At 56.6% G+C, this 14,998-nt stretch carries 16 protein-coding genes; 6 read left to right on the forward strand and 10 right to left on the reverse strand.

Annotation, left to right across the window (positions count from 1 at the left end; genetic code table 11):
- Positions 1 to 110: 110 nt before the first annotated feature.
- Complete coding sequence (locus tag HFM78_RS14110) at positions 111 to 485, forward strand: DUF3119 family protein (RefSeq protein ID WP_287130092.1); 375 nt, start codon at positions 111 to 113, stop codon at positions 483 to 485.
- On the opposite strand, the gene frr is transcribed toward HFM78_RS14110, so the two are convergent.
- A complete protein-coding gene (gene frr / locus HFM78_RS14115; protein WP_287130093.1) occupies positions 482 to 1,021 on the reverse strand; it encodes a ribosome recycling factor in 540 nt (179 codons plus the stop codon). The genes HFM78_RS14110 and frr overlap by 4 nt on opposite strands.
- Before the next feature lie 152 nt (positions 1,022 to 1,173).
- Between frr and HFM78_RS14120 the strand changes: the two genes are divergently transcribed.
- Complete coding sequence (locus HFM78_RS14120) at positions 1,174 to 1,422, forward strand: hypothetical protein (RefSeq protein ID WP_287130094.1); 249 nt, start codon at positions 1,174 to 1,176, stop codon at positions 1,420 to 1,422.
- Here the strand turns inward: HFM78_RS14120 and HFM78_RS14125 are convergent.
- The 6 genes from HFM78_RS14125 to HFM78_RS14150 form a co-directional block, all read right to left on the reverse strand.
- Positions 1,406 to 1,603 carry a hypothetical protein gene (locus HFM78_RS14125; protein ID WP_287130095.1) on the reverse strand — a complete coding sequence of 66 codons (198 nt, stop codon included), beginning with the start codon at positions 1,601 to 1,603 and terminating at the stop codon, positions 1,406 to 1,408. The two genes, HFM78_RS14120 and HFM78_RS14125, sit on opposite strands and share 17 nt — an antisense overlap.
- A 24-nt stretch (positions 1,604 to 1,627) precedes the next feature.
- Positions 1,628 to 2,638: a DNA polymerase III subunit delta gene (gene holA, locus HFM78_RS14130; protein WP_287130096.1), complete on the reverse strand. Its 1,011-nt coding sequence runs from the start codon at positions 2,636 to 2,638 to the stop codon at positions 1,628 to 1,630.
- Positions 2,638 to 3,540 carry a tRNA pseudouridine(55) synthase TruB gene (gene truB, locus HFM78_RS14135; protein WP_287130097.1) on the reverse strand — a complete coding sequence of 301 codons (903 nt, stop codon included), beginning with the start codon at positions 3,538 to 3,540 and terminating at the stop codon, positions 2,638 to 2,640. The genes holA and truB overlap by 1 nt, the downstream gene beginning before the upstream one ends.
- Positions 3,540 to 4,127, reverse strand: coding sequence for a glutathionylspermidine synthase family protein (locus HFM78_RS14140; RefSeq protein ID WP_287130098.1), 588 nt, complete (start codon positions 4,125 to 4,127; stop codon positions 3,540 to 3,542). The genes truB and HFM78_RS14140 overlap by 1 nt, the downstream gene beginning before the upstream one ends.
- Before the next feature lie 136 nt (positions 4,128 to 4,263).
- Complete coding sequence (locus tag HFM78_RS14145) at positions 4,264 to 5,136, reverse strand: prephenate/arogenate dehydrogenase (RefSeq protein WP_287130099.1); 873 nt, start codon at positions 5,134 to 5,136, stop codon at positions 4,264 to 4,266.
- A 14-nt stretch (positions 5,137 to 5,150) separates the two neighbouring features.
- On the reverse strand, positions 5,151 to 6,140 hold the full coding sequence (locus HFM78_RS14150) for an aspartate-semialdehyde dehydrogenase (protein WP_287130100.1): 990 nt from the start codon (positions 6,138 to 6,140) through the stop codon (positions 5,151 to 5,153).
- 76 nt (positions 6,141 to 6,216) lie between these two features.
- Here HFM78_RS14150 and HFM78_RS14155 point away from each other — a divergent pair, with 76 nt between their 5' ends.
- The 4 genes from HFM78_RS14155 to HFM78_RS14170 all read left to right on the forward strand — a co-directional run bounded on the left by HFM78_RS14155 (position 6,217) and on the right by HFM78_RS14170 (position 8,064).
- Positions 6,217 to 6,510 (forward strand): hypothetical protein, encoded by a 294-nt coding sequence (locus HFM78_RS14155; protein ID WP_287130101.1) that lies wholly within the window; start codon positions 6,217 to 6,219, stop codon positions 6,508 to 6,510.
- Positions 6,511 to 6,585: 75 nt separating this feature from the next.
- On the forward strand, positions 6,586 to 7,113 hold the full coding sequence (locus tag HFM78_RS14160; protein ID WP_287130102.1) for a general stress protein: 528 nt from the start codon (positions 6,586 to 6,588) through the stop codon (positions 7,111 to 7,113).
- A 34-nt stretch (positions 7,114 to 7,147) separates the two neighbouring features.
- Entirely contained in the window at positions 7,148 to 7,438 is a 291-nt protein-coding gene (locus HFM78_RS14165) for a DUF2470 domain-containing protein (RefSeq protein WP_287130103.1), read from the forward strand.
- A 2-nt stretch (positions 7,439 to 7,440) separates the two neighbouring features.
- Positions 7,441 to 8,064 carry an FMN-dependent NADH-azoreductase gene (locus HFM78_RS14170; protein ID WP_287130104.1) on the forward strand — a complete coding sequence of 208 codons (624 nt, stop codon included), beginning with the start codon at positions 7,441 to 7,443 and terminating at the stop codon, positions 8,062 to 8,064.
- A 260-nt stretch (positions 8,065 to 8,324) separates the two neighbouring features.
- Here HFM78_RS14170 and HFM78_RS14175 read toward each other — a convergent pair whose 3' ends face one another.
- From HFM78_RS14175 to gltB, 3 genes are all read right to left on the reverse strand, one after another.
- Complete coding sequence (locus tag HFM78_RS14175) at positions 8,325 to 9,119, reverse strand: ABC transporter permease (protein WP_287130105.1); 795 nt, start codon at positions 9,117 to 9,119, stop codon at positions 8,325 to 8,327.
- On the reverse strand, positions 9,116 to 10,168 hold the full coding sequence (locus tag HFM78_RS14180; protein WP_287130106.1) for a fatty acid desaturase: 1,053 nt from the start codon (positions 10,166 to 10,168) through the stop codon (positions 9,116 to 9,118). Before HFM78_RS14180 ends, HFM78_RS14175 begins: the two co-directional genes overlap by 4 nt.
- Positions 10,169 to 10,294: 126 nt before the next feature.
- Positions 10,295 to 14,890 (reverse strand): glutamate synthase large subunit, encoded by a 4,596-nt coding sequence (gene gltB / locus HFM78_RS14185; protein ID WP_287130107.1) that lies wholly within the window; start codon positions 14,888 to 14,890, stop codon positions 10,295 to 10,297.
- Positions 14,891 to 14,998: the final 108 nt, after the last annotated feature.

The raw sequence follows: 14,998 nt of genomic DNA on the forward strand, positions 1-14,998 counted from the left end.
CGACAGAGGCGCAATCCGATGTTGCAAGCTGACTCGTGGAACCAAGAGCTGGGCGGTAGCACCCAGCTATCCCCCGGCTTTAGCCGTGGGGAGTGTCAAGGAGGAGGCTGATGGTTCCTTTGATAACGCCCGTCACGCTCCAACCCCGCTATGGGGTGCCCCTCGGAGTTGCGGTTCTGGCGGGATTGGCAGTGAGTTGGTTGCCTTGGGTGGGCGTGGGGTTGGGGTTGTTTGCGGGATTTTTGGCCTATCAAGCGGCGACCGTCCGGTTGACCTTCACAGCTACGGCCTTGGCGGTCTCCCGCTCAACCAAAGTCTTCGTTTCCTTCCCTTATCAGGACTGGTTGGCATGGACGATTTTCTGGCCCGGTTGCCCGGTGCTCTTTTATTTCCGAGAGGTGAAAAATATCCACCTCATCCCGATGCTCTTTGACCGGACGCAGTTACAGGCTTGTCTGGTTAATTTTGTGGGTGAAAAAGACTAGACGCTCATGATGTCTTTTTCTTTCTCGGCGGCGAGCTTGTCTACTTGCTCAATGTACTTGTCCGTGAGCTTCTGAACAGTGGCCTGGGTGTCGCGCACTTGGTCTTCAGAGAGGGATTTATCCCGACGCAGCCCATCAATGGCATCCCGGCGGATATTGCGGATAGCAATGCGACCATCTTCGGTGAGTCCTTGGGCCAGTTTGACCAGCGATTTACGGCGTTCTTGGGTCAGAGGCGGGATGTTGAGCCGAATACTGCCGGAGTCGTTATTGGGGGTCAGCCCGAGGTCTGATTCGGCGATGGCTTTCTCAATGCCCTTGGCACTGGAGCGGTCAAAGGGCTGGATGAGCAAGGTCATCGCATCGGGGGTGGAGACCGTCGCCAGGGACTTGAGGGCGGTGGGGACTCCGTAATATTCCACGGTAATCCGGTCTAAAAGGCTTGCTGAAGCCCGTCCGGTGCGGATGCTGTTGAAGTTGTTACGGGTGGCTTCAATGGCCTTCTTCATCTTGTCTTCGACTTCTTTGACATCCATCGCGCTGACCCATGGTTTTGCTCAATTATCTCTGATAGCCCGCCTTTTTGCCCAGAGCCGGGACTGGAGCCATGCTTGGGGATTAAGGCCAGAAGACCCTCATCACCGAGCCAAAGGAGTGGGAAGATTTAGATATTACTTGGGAACACATCATGTCTACCACCGATGGCACCAACTGTGCCGTAACCTGTGTCAATGGCTGTGTGCTCGGGGATGCCTGTCCCCACTTGGCGAACTTAGCCACCGCCCGTCAATACATCGCTGAAACCCCTTGGAATCAGATTATGGAGACGGCTGACGCTTATACCAATCAGTCTGAAGATGAATTTTTGAATAACCCAATGTTGCAACAGGTCCTCAAGGCGACCGAGGGTTTCAACCGACCTACGCCTCCCGCTTGACTGCCCAATTTAACCAGCCCCGACCCTTTGGTTTACTAGCTGCGGCGAGTTGCGTCTGCAACTGGTGATTCTCTTGGCGGAGGGCACGATTTTGTAAGCGCAGGTAATCGAGTTCCTGGGCCAGTTGCGTGTAGACATAGAGCGGGACTGCCGTAGGGCGGGGGCTGACATCATCGTCCATGGGCTTTCCTCAAAACCTTGGCCTTTAGCGTACTTCAGCCGATGCACAGCAGGCACAAAGTTGGGCTAGAGTCTGGGGAAAACGGTGCTGGGGGTCTTGGCCCTGTTTGAGCGACTCCTCTAGTGCTAGCAATACCGGCAAACAGGCGAGTAATTGGCTACTTTTGAGGCCCTGGACTTGTTTTTTGAGGAAGTAGACGCGCTTGGGGTTGCCAATCTGGGCTTCTTCGGCAATCTGCACCGGGTCATCGGTTCCCCGTTCAATTAAGAGCTTTACCCAGACCCAGACCCGGAACTGAGTGGTCAGGACCGCACAGACTTTGAGAGCAGGTTCATTTTGCCGGAACAACTGGCCCAAGACGGTCAACGCGAGGGCGGTCTTGCCCTGGAGGATAGCTTCGGCTAACTGAAAGCTCGTCTGGGCACTGCTGACCACCAACTGCCGGACCTCCTCCCCGCGCAGGGGGACAGGGCTGGGATAGAGGGCGAGTTTGGCAAGTTCATTATGAAGACGGGCGGTATCGTTACCCAGGGCTTCGACGAGATATTGGACAGCTTCGGGGCTGAGCTTGAGGTCCTGGGCACGGGCTAGGGTCTGGACGCGGCGGATGAGTTCGTCTTCTTTCCAGGCGGGGATGAGGGCGAATTCCTGGACCTGGGCGTGTTTTTGGAGCAGTTTGACGGCGGGGTGTTTGCCATTGGGCTTGAGGGCGGCGGTGAAAATGAGATGGTTCGTCACGGGGATGAGGGGCAGGGTCCGGGCTAGTTCCTGGGTCAGGGGGTCGAGTTCTTTTTTGGACTTTTTGTCGGGCTCTTCTTCTTTTTGTTGAAAAAGTCGTTGGCTCTCGATCCAGATCACCCGGTCGCCACTGCCAAAGGGCGGGGTCAGACTCTCATTGAGGGCATTCTGAATCTGGTCTTCGCTAAAACGCTGGTCATTGAAAGCCTGCCAAGCGGTCTCCACCCGACGGCGCAACTGTTGGACCTGCTGGACGACTAAGAAGCGGTCCTCTCCCCAGTACAGGTAGACGGGCATCAGTGAGTACCGCTCAAGATGGTGATGGGTTGGAGCTTCTGGCCCTCGCCGCGCCCAATGCCTAGAAATTTTTCGCCCTGCCAGACCTGAACCAAGCCCGTTCCTCCAAACCAGGGGACTTTTTGACCAAAACCGAGGGCTTGGGCCGCATCTTCATCTAAGTCGGCCCGCTGAAAATGGTTGAGGGCTTGGGCGGGACTGAGTAACTGTAGGCTCCCTGCACCGACCGCACTGCGTACTTGGTCTAGGGTCAAGCTCTCTTTGAGATAAAACCCGCTACTCTGGGTCCGCACCAGTCCCGCTAAAGTCCCCCCAGTCTCCAAGGCCAAACCCAGGTCCCGCGCCAACGAACGCACATAGGTCCCCCCGCCACAACTTACCTGCAACACCACTTCTGGAAAGTCGCCCGACCGCCAACTAAGGACCGTGAGGCTGTGGATCTGGACGACGCGGGGGGGGACCGCAACCGCAATCCCAGCGCGGGCCAACTCATAGAGATGTTTCCCCTGCTGACGAATCGCACTGTACTGGGGCGGGACTTGTTCAATCTGGCCCACGAACTGCTTGAGGGCCGCTTGGACTTCAGCTAGGGTGAGGTATCCACAGGGAGCCTGGGCTAAAATCTCTCCCTCTAGATCGTCAGTGGTCGTCTGGACCCCGAAGCGCACTGTCGCCTGATAGCCTTTATCGTCGGGTAAGTAGGGCAACAGTCGGGTCATCGGTCCCACTGCCAAGGGCAGTACCCCCGTCGCTAGGGGATCTAAGGTCCCACCATGCCCAATCCGCCGTTCTTTGAGGATGCGTCGCACCTGCCCCACACAGTCATGGGAGGTCAGTCCCGCTTCCTTATGAAGATTCAAAAAACCCTGCCACACCTTAGAACCCGGCTGCTGTATTCCCATTAAATCCCATCGGCTCTACGCCATCGCAAACAGCAAACTAGGGATGAATTACTAAGCATCAGTTTCCAAGTGGGTTCAATCAACATCAGCGGGGTGGTCATTAGCTGCGCCCCGAAACTATCCGTGACCAGCCATTCCCAGGGATAGAGTTTAAATAAAGCCCGGATTGATCGCCCATTGAGGTCACAGAAATACTGCTGCTGCGGGTCCCAGCCAATCTCCTCGACGAAAAGATGGTCTGTAGTCAGTCCAGCTTGGATGGCGACATCGCGCAGGTATTCCACGGTCCCCAGGTCCTCCATGATCTCTTGGACACTGATGAAGTTGAGGGTTTCGCCATGGAGGGATAACAGAGTTAGGGCGGCAGTTAGTTTTCCATGAATGGAATTAAACTGGTCCGCCTGGGGTAGGACTTCCTGCAACCAAGTCCACTGGACCACACTGGCCTCCAGCAAGGCAGTCGGGGTATCGGCGTTGTATTCCAGGAGTTTAGGGGGCTTAGTCCCGTCATACATCAGGTCAAACCGCCTGCCGTCAGGATACGACGGTAGGTTTGGCAAGGACTTCAGGATTGGGCCGATGACCATTAGCGGGGTGAAGCATGATGCGTGTGCTCCTGACTTAGACAGTAATTCCTGTGGGCCAGGTGTCTCACCCACTAGTCGGGGACTGAGGCAAAAGAGGTAAGACAAAAGACAGTAGAGACTATTAATTCTTACGCCCCTACTCTGCTCGCCTGGGCCCGGCAGGGTACGGGGGAGGGGCTGGAGGTAGGGGGCTGAACTCACCCCGCACCCGTTGGCTAGTTTGCAGAGCTTGGACGACTTGCGCCCAGTCCTCTTCCGTAATCGCTTGGTGTAGTTTCTGTAACTGCGTTTGATAGGCTGCCAAACTGACTAGAACTTGGGCGCGGTTATGGCGAGCCATCAATAGACCCAACTCCGGGTTGCCACCGCCAATGCGCGTGGTATCCGCAAAACCTGTACTCGCCAGTTGACGGGCCAACCCCAAAAGCTCAGTGTCCGCTTGGACACCCGCCAACAGTAACGCTGCACTCACAAAAACCGGAGCATGGGAGACCAAAGCCACCGCCCGGTCATGGGCCACCGGGTCTGTGAGCACGAGCTTGGCCCCGAGGTCTTGGACTGCCATCTGCACGCTGATTAGTGCCTCAGGGTCTGTCATTACCGTGGGGGTCAGTACATAGGGACGGTCCCGGAATAAACCCTGGACCGCCGCACCCATCCCCTGCTGCGCCGTCCCCGCCATCGGATGTCCACCCACAAACCAAGGCCATGAACAGTGCGCGACGATATCAGCCTTAACGGAAGCCACATCGCTAATTACCACTCCTTCCGGCAAAAATTCAGCTAACCGCGCCACACTCGGCACTGTCTGGTCCAAGGGCACACAGACAAAAATTAAGTCCGCCCCTGCCAAGAGTTGCCAATCCGTACTCGCCACCCGCACCGCCCCCCGCTGACAGGCCAAAGCACAGGTTGTAGTTTGAAGACTGACTCCCAGGACCTGGTAGCCCAATTGACTGAGATCCAGAGCCAGGGAACCACCAATCAACCCCAGCCCCAAAATCCCCACAGTCGGTCGGGTACTCAGCGCAAGATCTCCGCAATCTGGACAGCGTTCAAGGCCGCACCCTTGCGAATCTGGTCCCCCGCCAGCCACAACTCCAACGCATTGGGGCAAGAGAGGTCCTGACGAATCCGGCCCACCAAAACGTCATCCTGCCCACTGGCCTCTAGCGGCATCGGGAAATAATTGCGCGACCAATCCTCCACCAACCGCACTCCCGCAGCTTGGGCAAGCTGGACACGGGCTTGTTCGACGGGGAAGGGTTCATAAAATTCGATATTGAGGCTTTCGGCATGGGCGCGTAGCACAGGTACCCGCACACAGGTCGCACTCACCGCGAGTTCGGGCAGATGAAAAATTTTGCGCGTCTCATGAAGCATCTTGAGTTCCTCCTCGCAATAGCCCACAGCGGTCATCGGTGAATTGTGCAAAAAGAGGTTAAAAGCAACCGGGTACGGAAAGACCTCCGGTTGGGCTGGCTCTCCCCGCAAAACCTGGGCGGTCTGGGTCTGGAGTTCGTGCATCGCCGCTTGACCTGCACCGCTGGCGGCTTGATAGGTTGCTGCCACCACCCGACGGATTGGACGAACTTGATGAAGAGGCCAGAGTGCGAGAGCCATCAGGATTGTTGAGCAGTTGGGATTGGCGATGATCCCTTTGTGCTGGGTGGCATCCGCTCCATTCACCTCCGGGACGACCAGAGGCACCCCCGCCACTAGCCGAAAGGCACTGGAGTTATCAATGAAGACTGCCCCCGCCCCCACAATCGCTGCCTGCCATTGCTGGGCCAAATCACTCCCCGTACAGCCAAAGACAAAGTCCAATCCCACGAACTGGTCTGGGTGAATCGCCTCCAGGGTCCCGAAGGGCGTGACTTTGCCCACCGAGCGTTCCGAGGCCAGCAGTTGCAAACGGTCCACCGGGAAGTTCCGTTCCAGCAGGAGGGTCAATAGCTCCGTCCCGACCGCCCCTGTTGCCCCTAGGACTCCGACGTTATACAAATTTTTCATGGTCCGATTATTATAGGGGATGAAAAGGCGAGGACAGCGGATGAAAGTGGTGGTTAGCCTGCTTCTAGGACTTTTAATGACCGCGCCACCCGTGTTGGCCCAATTCAGCGGGACCGCAACCAGCACCCCCACCGGCACGACCAACCCCGGCAATACGACGAGCGGTCTGGGTACCGAGCCGGGGGGACTGGATGTTTTCAGCTTGATCCATCGAGCGAACTTAGCGAACCCCAAGAGCCTTCAGGACTTCACTAAAGAATCCGACCAGGGACTCATCGACGAAGTCGCCCGCTACCGCGCCCGCACTCCCCTTAAAATTAGCCCCGAAGTTCTCCAACCCGTCAATACCCCCGTCGCCAGCCCGCCTTGACCTTCCCACCAAGGGGGGATTAACTCGCGGCTCCCCTCTGCAAAGATGGCAATACGCAAGTAAAAGGAATCGCCCGTGGATACAAAAAACGTGAATACCCAACGGGTGGACGCTGGAGCCAGTAACACCTACCCGCTTAATACGCAGTCCACTCCCAGCCCGACCGCCACGGCTGACCGCGAAACCCTAGCCGGACTTTTCCCCAACGCGGCCCAAGCGGAAGAAGCAATCACCGATCTCTTATTGGGTGGCTTCAGTGAAGACCAGATTAGCGTTGCCATGGCTCACCACGGCGACCAACAGGACCTAGCGAATCGTCTCGATGTGCATTCAGCGGGTGATGGTACTGACCCAGGGGCAGTCCTCCAGAGCATTGTCAATATTTTCAAGGGCGACCACGGTGATAACGGGCTCCTCGGTGACTTGAAGCGTGAGGGCATTCCCGAAGATGAAGCCCGCGCCTACAGTGAAGCCCTCCGTCAAGGCAATATTTTGGTCATCGTCCAAGCCGGACTCCGTGCCCCAGACGCCCTCGCCATCCTGCGCCAAAACGACTGTGAACCCAACACCGCTAGCCAGCCCTTCCCGGCCCAGCCCACCTGATTTATCCTGGAAAGGTATTTGAGGATCTAGCACGATGGCGGATGCCCTTTCTCCCGTGGTGAGCAACCGGATTTGTCAACACATGAACGATGACCATGCCTCAGCCGTGATCCTTTATGCCCAGGTCTACGGGGGCCTTACAAATGTCGCTGCCGCCCAGATGGTTGCCATTGACCCGACCGGGATGGACCTCTCCGCGCAGGTCGATGGGACGGCAGTACCTGTCCGCATTGACTTTGACCACGCGCTCCAGGACTCTGAGGACGCGCACCAGACCCTCATTGCCATGGTCAGACAGGCCCGTACCGCTAACCCAAGGAGTTAAGCATGGCCCATATCCTGCACCTAGACAGTAGCCCACGGGGTGAACGGTCTATCTCTCGCCGCCTCTCCCATGATTTCATCCAGGCTTGGCAAGCGGTCCATCCCGAAGACACCGTGACCTACCGTGACCTCGGACACCAACCCGTCCCCCACGTGGATGAACCCTGGATTGCCGCCACCTACAGTCCCCCTGAAACCCTGAGTCCTGAACTCAAAACTGTCATCCAGGCAAGCGATGTCCTATTAGATGAGTTTTTGGCGGCGGACTACTACGTGTGTGGGGTACCGATGTACAACTTCAACGTCCCCTCTACTTTCAAAGCCTATATTGACCAGATTGTGCGCGTAAATCGGACGTTTGCTGTCACTGATACTGGGCTAAAGGGTTTGGTTGAAGAGGGGAAAAAGATGCTGGTCCTGACGGCACGGGGCGGGGTTTACGCCCCCGGCTCACCTGCGGCGAGTGTGGACTTCCAGGAACCATTTCTGCGGGCCATTTTTGGTTTTATCGGGGTTACGGATATCACGTTTATTCACGCTGAGAATTTAAATATGGGGGATGATGCCCGTACGGCTGCCCTGGCGGAAGCACAGGCGGCAATTCAAATGGCTGTGGCTCATTGGTAGTTAGTTCATCAAAAAATGTGCCCCCTCGGGTTAAGGGGGCAAGGCCCGCTAATTCAGGTTAAAAACTAGCGCATTAGTCTTCTTTGTTCCCATCCACAACCTTCTCACCGCCGGTCGGGGCCGGGGGATTTTCTTGGCACTGTAGGTCTACTCCCCAAAGTCTCCGGGCCCAGGCGTTACGTTTTGGGGCCGGGGGTTGGTGTAGAATCGGCCTTACTCAGTAACCGTACCTGAGTCCGCCCTCGCGGGTCGTATTCCCTTCACAACAAGTCCATAAACTGGTCGTACCAACTCCGAAAAGCCACCCAGCCCAGCCCAGCGATGACCAGACTCCCGACCCAAGCTGCACCAATTTGGTTGAGGTCTGTTTCACCCTTGAGGGCCAATTTGCGGATGCTCTCGATGATGGGCGAGAGGGGATTGAGGGCCAAGAAAGGTTGGACTAGGGGCGGGACAATCTCGGCTGGATAGAAGACCGGGCTACTGATGAGCAGGATGAAGGTAACTAATTCATAGAGATAGGGCAGGTCCCGGAAGAAGACATAAAGACCACTCAGAATATAGCTGACCCCAGTGGTAACAATCACTAAGGCCAGCACTGGCAACAACAATAACAAGACATGGAAAGGATTCCCCGAAACCCAGAGGGTGATGATTGCCAGTAACGGGAAAGCCCCGACCATGAACTGAAAGACATTTGCCATCACCATTGAGAGGGGCAAGACCCCAATGGGCAGCCGGATCTTGTTGAGTAAAGTCCCGTTACGGACCACACTGGGCAACGCTTGGGCCGTCGTGCTGTTGAAGAAACTAATTACCACCAGCCCCGTGAAGGCCGCCAGGACATAATTCACCACGGAGTTGTCGTAGTAGGCGGCAAAGGTCGTCCCAAAAACCGCCGTATACACCCCGGTCATAATCACCGGATTGAGCAAGGACCAGTAGACCCCCAGCAAAGACCCCCGGTAGCGCACCTTGAGGTTACGCGCCGTCAGCACATAGAGCAGTTCGAGGAAGCGTTGGGTTTTGGGGATCAAGGCCGGGGCGATGGTCATGCTTTTTTGGTTTCGCTGACGGGAATATGGTAGCCTTCCACATCGCTCAGATGACAGGTACTCACAATTTCCTGGAGGTAGGACCAATTGAAACGGGCTTCATGGACGTACTCAGGCCAGTGCGCTTTGATGGCGGCATGGGCAGCGGGTAGGTGGTAGTAAGGAATTGCTGTCGAGAGGTGGTGAGGGATGTGGACCCCGATCCGGTAGGCGACCAACTCCACCCACCAAGGATATTCACAGTGGACCGTGCCAAAAAGTTGCGCCTTAACCGGGTTCCATTGCGCCGCCGGATAATACGGAATCTCGGGGTGGTTGTGGTGGACCAGGGTAAACGTACTCAACCAGAAATGAAACACCAGCCAGGGCATGACCCAGAAGCTCACCAACCCCCACAGCCCCGTGAAGTAAATCAAGGCCGGGAAAAAGCTCAGCGCGAACACCCCGACCACACCCAGGGAAAACCGCGCTTCCGGCCACTCCTGGGGGCGGAATTTCCGGGGATCATAGTGAAACAAAAAGAGGTGGATGACCGAGGCGAACCACCAACCGTAGGCATGGACATGGCGGTAAAAGAACTGGTCAAACCAGGGCATCTGTTGGTAGTCCTGCGGGGTAATGGTACGCCAACTGTTGTCGCGCTCCTGGTGATTAGTCCAGGCATGGTGACGGTTGTGCATGATCCGCCAGCAGTGAAAGGGGTATAACGTCGGCAACAACAAGAAGTGCCCCAGGGTATCGTTGAGCCATTTAGACGACGAGAACGAACGGTGTCCACAGTCGTGGGCCAAGACGAAATTCCCCCACAATACCGTCCCAATCCAGACCCAAAGCACCGGGGCTAGCCACCACGGGACCACCGCCAAAAGTGCATAGGAAGTCGCCAGAATGACTAAGTGCAGAGCCACCGCCCGCAGACCCCGTGACACATCCTTCTCAAAACAGGCCCGTGGGATTGTCGCGAGGACATCCTTATAGGTAATCGTCTCCAAGTTTTCCAAAAGCACACGATTTTTTGACCGGATCACCGGGTCTGCTGCAAAATTCACCACGTTACTCCTCCCAAAGGCAACCCTGTTCAGCCAAGGCCAAAGGTTACTAATTGTAAAGTTCCTAAGCCCTCAGAATTCTAACAGGCGCGGTGTAATTAGCGTATGGATTCTGGATTCTCTCCATCATTCCTGGGTCAGCACTGCCGTCGTTACCAACACTAAAGCCTCGGGATGGTCAGACTCCGCAGGCGGGACAATTTGCCAGAACTGGGGTAGGTAATGGGACCAGTTTTCGAGGATGGCGCGAGCGCGGTCACTGTCGGTGGTCCGGTAATGGGCTTGAATCAGCGACTTGAGCGCACCTTCACCCCCAGTCGGGACGCGTTGGAGCCGTTTTTTGCCGTCGGAATTAAATTTGGCGGTGAGGGTCTGGTCCTCATCCAAGACGTAGGCCAGTCCCCCGGTCATCCCCGCCCCAAAGTTACGGCCCACACTGCCGAGCACCACCACTACGCCCCCGGTCATGTATTCACAACAGTGGTCCCCGGCCCCCTCAATCACCGCCTGCGCCTGGGAGTTGCGGACAGCGAACCGTTCCCCGGCCCGACCTGCGGCATAGAGCACCCCCCCAGTAGCCCCATAGAGACAGGTATTACCGACGATGGCCTGCTGCGCTGCCTCAAACGGGGACCCCCGGAATGGACGAATCACAATCTCGCCCCCGCTCATGCCCTTGCCCACATAATCGTTAGCGTCGCCCTCCAGACTCAAGCGCATATTCTGGACAATAAAAGCCCCGAAGCTCTGACCCGCATAGCCCACAAAGTCCAGGACCAATTGACCACGGAACCCCCGGTTCCCATAGAGACGGGCAATCGCCCCCCCGATCCTGGCTCCCACGCTCCGGTCAGTGTTACTGAGTGGGTAGTGTTTGTGGACTGTGCCGTGGGTCCTCAGGGCGGCTTGAATGGTAGGTTCTGCTAAAATCTCATCGTCAAGGACAGGACCGTTGCCATGGGCTACTTTCGGCGGAACAAGCCAAGCACGGCTATCCACGATAGGCAAGGTCAACAGACAATCTAGATTTAAGGGCGCACCCTTAAACAAAGCGACTTCTGAACGTGCCCTGAGCAAGTCCACCCGGCCCAAGATATCCTGGAGGGACCGATAGCCCAACTGAGCCAGGGTATAGCGGACCTCCTCAGCAATGAGCACAAAGAATTCCACCACCGCCGCCGGGGTACCGGGGAAGCGTTTACGTAAATTCTCTTTTTGGCTAGTAATCCCCACCGGGCAATTATTGGTATGACAGACTCGCGCCATGATACAGCCCTCAGCAATTAGGGCAATCGAGCCGAACCCGTACTCATTCGCCCCCAACAAGGCCGCCATGACCACTTCCCAACCCGCCTTAAGCCCGCCATCAACCCGGAGCAGCACCCGGTCACGTAAGCCATTGGCAAGCAGGACTTGATGGACTTCCGCAAGTCCCAACTCCCAGGGCAACCCGGCGTGTTTGATGGAACTCAAGGGCGAGGCCCCGGTCCCGCCATCGTGCCCAGAGACCTGGATAATGTCAGCGTTAGCCTTGGCAACTCCAGCGGCAATCGTCCCGATGCCCACTTCAGCCACCAGCTTGACGGAGACTTTGGCTTGGGGGTTAACCTGATGTAAGTCAAAGATTAATTGCGCCAAGTCTTCAATTGAATAAATATCATGATGGGGCGGCGGTGAAATTAGAGAAACACCGGGCTTAGAACGCCTGAGTTCAGCGATGTACTCCGAGACCTTATGACCGGGCAACTGACCGCCCTCCCCCGGTTTTGCACCTTGGGCAATCTTGATCTCCAGTTGGTCGGCAGTCACCAGATACTCCGGGGTTACACCAAACCGACCCGAGGCCACCTGCCGGATACTGGAGGCAGCGCGGTCGCCTATCTGCAAGCCCTTGAGACCGGGGAAGAGTCCACTGGTCCCCTCCGGGGTGATATCAGGAATAGGGTGATAGCGCAACGGGTCCTCCCCGCCCTCCCCGGAATTAGATTTACCGCCGAGCCGGTTCATGGCGATGGCGAGGACCTCGTGGGCCTCCTTGGATAAAGCTCCCAGAGACATCCCGCCAGTACAGAAGCGTTGGACAATTTCGGCGACAGGTTCGACTTCTGCCAGAGGAATGGGTTCGCGGTCTGAGGTGAAGGTAAGTAGGTCACGGAGCGCGGCGGGTGGACGGTCGCGGATCAAGGTCTGGTATTCGGCAAACGCGTTTTGACGTTGTTCAGGGTCTGTTACTTTTTTATTCAGCCCAATCGCCGTGTGTAGAGCACGGACAATCAGGGGGTTATTGCCGTGATATTCTCCATCTTGACGATAGGTAATCAAGCCGTAGTTGACCCGCTTGGCCAGGGGATAGGCCCGTAGGTGGAATTGGAGGACTTCTTGGCTGATCTGGTCTAGCTCTAGACCGCCAATCCGAGAAGTCGTCCCCTCAAAACAACGGCTAATCACATTGGGACCCAAGCCCACACATTCAAAAATCTGAGCCCCGATATAACTCTCTAACAGGGAAATTCCCATCTTAGAAAGAACCTTAAGCAGGCCGCTCTCCACCGCTTTTTTGTAATTTAACTGGGCCTTCTCAAGCGTCAATCCCACAAAGTCCGCTAGCTGCTGGGCCTTAGCTTCAGGAATCGGGACGGGTCCGTTGGCTTGCTCCAGGAACATCCGGGTCTTATCGCTGTGGTACCAGTGCCGGACCAGTTCCAAGGCTAGATAGGGACAGATGGCCTGGGCACCATAACCCAACAAACAGGCAAAGTGGTGGGTACTCCAGCACTGCGCCGTCTCGACGATGAGCGAACAATCCAAGCGCAAGCCTTGACGAATCAAATGATGGTGGACCGCTCCCACCGCAAGTAAAGCGGGGATCGTCGCTTGTTCTTGGGTCAATCCCCGGTCACTGAGGACTAGGAGGGATCGTCCCGCCCGCACCGCTTCTGCCGCTTCTGTGCAAATTTGGGTAAGTCGGGTTTCTAGGGACTCGCGCTCGTGGGCAAACCGCAAGTCAAGACGGGCACTGGCAAATACCCCGCCCCAGGCTTCTAGGTGGGCCAACTCCCCCTCGTTGAGGATTGGGCTATATAGATGTAGCGTCTCAGCGGCTGCCGGGGTCGGGTTCAGTCCGTTGTGGCGACGGCCCAAGTGGACATCGAGCCCCATCACCAATTTCTCGCGCAAAGGATCAATGGCGGGATTCGTTACCTGGGCGAACCGCTGCTTGAAATAGTCGTAGAGGATGTGGGGTTGATGAGATAAAACTGGCGGCGGGGTGTCGTCGCCCATGCTAAAAATCGGCTCTTGACCCTGTTGGGCCATCGGTTCCACGATATTCTCCACATCCTCACTGCCATAGCCCGCCGCGACTTGACGAGCCAACAATCCATCTCCTGTCCAGCGCACACTGTCCGCGAAAGGCTGGGGCGGCAAGCTCCGACGGTACTGCCGTAACCACTCGCCATAGGGGTATTGACGGGCGACGGCTTGTTTAATTTGCCAATTGGTCTGAATCTCGCCCGTGGCTAGGTTGACACAGAGCATCTGCCCTGGTCCCAGGCGGCCTTTCTCGACCACATCTTCCGGCAGCACGGCGACAGTCCCAGTCTCGGAACCCACCACGACGGAGCCATCCTTGAGGACCAGATAACGAGCGGGGCGCAAGCCATTGCGGTCCAACAACGCCCCCACGGTATGCCCGTCGCTGTAGGCAATCAGGGCCGGACCATCCCAGGGTTCCTGCAACGCACTGTAGTATTCATAGAAATCCGCCACCTCCGGGTCAGCCAATTCCGGTTGGTTACGGTAGGCTTCGGGGATGAGTTGCATCAAGCCCGCCTCCGCTGACTGACCCGAGCGCACCAAAAGTTCTAGGGCATTATCCAGACTCGCGGAGTCCGATCCACCAGGGAAAATGACCGGGTGTAATTCAGCTTCGCGCCCCTGCCAGATTGGATGTTTGAGTCCCGGTTCACGGGCTTTCATCCAATTGCGGTTGCCTAGCAGTGTATTGATCTCGCCGTTGTGTCCCAACAGACGCAGAGGTTGGGCTAGGGGCCAGCGCGGGAGGGTATTGGTACTGAAGCGGCGGTGGTAGACCGCCCACTGGGTTTCAAAAAGCGGATTCATCAGGTCTGGGTAAAACTCGCCCAGAGCCTGGGAACGGACCATACCTTTGTAGACGATGGTGCGGCTCGAAAGTGAGGCGACATAGAAGTGGTCATAGTCCGGGTGGCCCTGCAACTGGTGGCGCATCTGCTTGCGGACCAAAAGTAAGCGGCGGTCAATCTCGTCAGTAGCCCAGTCCAGGGGCGCAAGTAAAATAACCTGCTCAAGCTGAGGACACGTACGCAAAGCCTGTTGGCCCAGGACTTCTGGCCGTGTTGGGACTACCCGCCACCCCAGCACCGTAAAACCTTCTTGGTGACAAACCTCAGTCACAATCCGGCGGCAGTCCGTCGCCTCAACTTGCGGTAAGAACAAAAACCCCACCGCCATGCCCGACTGCCAAGGAAAACCCACTGCTGCCAACAATCGCCAGGGAATTGCTGTCAAAATGCCTGCCCCATCGCCACTGAGCCCATCCGCCCCACAACCACCGCGATGTTCCACGCAAGTTAAGGCCCCGAGGGTTTCGGCAATGACTTGATGGCTGGGCTGGGGACGGTAGACAAAACCTACACCGCAGCTATCGTGTTCATCCAGCCAAGGCGCGAAAGGGAAGGACATAGTGTTCTCTAGAGTTTAAGGACGCACCCCAGAATATCTGTACGTACAGATAGCTAGGGTTTTGAGTCTCTCAATGATAACGCCCTAGTCAGTCATGAACCAGGAGCT

It is taken from the genome of Candidatus Cyanaurora vandensis (genome assembly GCF_013285555.1).
In the GTDB taxonomy this organism is placed as follows: Bacteria; Cyanobacteriota; Cyanobacteriia; order Gloeobacterales; family Anthocerotibacteraceae; genus Cyanaurora; species Cyanaurora vandensis.

Coding starts and splice junctions, on each gene's coding strand:
- HFM78_RS14110 (WP_287130092.1), top strand. CDS start 111: ATGGTTCCTTTGATAACGCCCGTCACGCTCCAACCCCGCTATGGGGTG.
- frr (WP_287130093.1), bottom strand. CDS start 1,021: ATGGATGTCAAAGAAGTCGAAGACAAGATGAAGAAGGCCATTGAAGCC.
- HFM78_RS14120 (WP_287130094.1), top strand. CDS start 1,174: ATGTCTACCACCGATGGCACCAACTGTGCCGTAACCTGTGTCAATGGC.
- HFM78_RS14125 (WP_287130095.1), bottom strand. CDS start 1,603: ATGGACGATGATGTCAGCCCCCGCCCTACGGCAGTCCCGCTCTATGTC.
- holA (WP_287130096.1), bottom strand. CDS start 2,638: ATGCCCGTCTACCTGTACTGGGGAGAGGACCGCTTCTTAGTCGTCCAG.
- truB (WP_287130097.1), bottom strand. CDS start 3,540: ATGGGAATACAGCAGCCGGGTTCTAAGGTGTGGCAGGGTTTTTTGAAT.
- HFM78_RS14140 (WP_287130098.1), bottom strand. CDS start 4,127: ATGGTCATCGGCCCAATCCTGAAGTCCTTGCCAAACCTACCGTCGTAT.
- HFM78_RS14150 (WP_287130100.1), bottom strand. CDS start 6,140: ATGAAAAATTTGTATAACGTCGGAGTCCTAGGGGCAACAGGGGCGGTC.
- HFM78_RS14155 (WP_287130101.1), top strand. CDS start 6,217: ATGACCGCGCCACCCGTGTTGGCCCAATTCAGCGGGACCGCAACCAGC.
- HFM78_RS14165 (WP_287130103.1), top strand. CDS start 7,148: ATGGCGGATGCCCTTTCTCCCGTGGTGAGCAACCGGATTTGTCAACAC.
- HFM78_RS14170 (WP_287130104.1), top strand. CDS start 7,441: ATGGCCCATATCCTGCACCTAGACAGTAGCCCACGGGGTGAACGGTCT.
- HFM78_RS14175 (WP_287130105.1), bottom strand. CDS start 9,119: ATGACCATCGCCCCGGCCTTGATCCCCAAAACCCAACGCTTCCTCGAA.
- gltB (WP_287130107.1), bottom strand. CDS start 14,890: ATGTCCTTCCCTTTCGCGCCTTGGCTGGATGAACACGATAGCTGCGGT.